General features: G+C 72.2%; 1 pseudogene. It reads right to left on the reverse strand.

Annotation, left to right across the window (positions count from 1 at the left end):
- Positions 1–243, reverse strand: a pseudogene (locus OP79_RS49405) (IS4 family transposase); the annotation flags it as partial.
- Between the last annotated feature and the right edge of the window lie 16 nt (positions 244–259).

A 259-nucleotide genomic window follows, 5' to 3' on the forward strand; every position in this document is an offset into this window, starting at 1 on the left:
GAGGGTGACTTCCCCGGTCCGGCAGCCGGCGAGTTCCGCGTCCAGCACCGCGTGGCTGCCCACTTCCACCAGAGCCGCCATCCGCACCTGGACGAATGCGCTCCGTCCCGTTCCGCGGCCGTTGCCGGGACGGCCGAAGGCGGCCTGGTTGGCTTCGGTATCGGCAACGTCCCAGCAGGTCCCGTCGACGGCCAGCAGCCGCAATCCCCGCCAGAACGCACCGGGGGTCGACTCGGTGGCCATCGGCTTCGCGGTCGCC

This window comes from Streptomyces yerevanensis (genome assembly GCF_000716805.1).
Classification (GTDB): Bacteria; Actinomycetota; Actinomycetes; order Streptomycetales; family Streptomycetaceae; genus Streptomyces; species Streptomyces flaveus.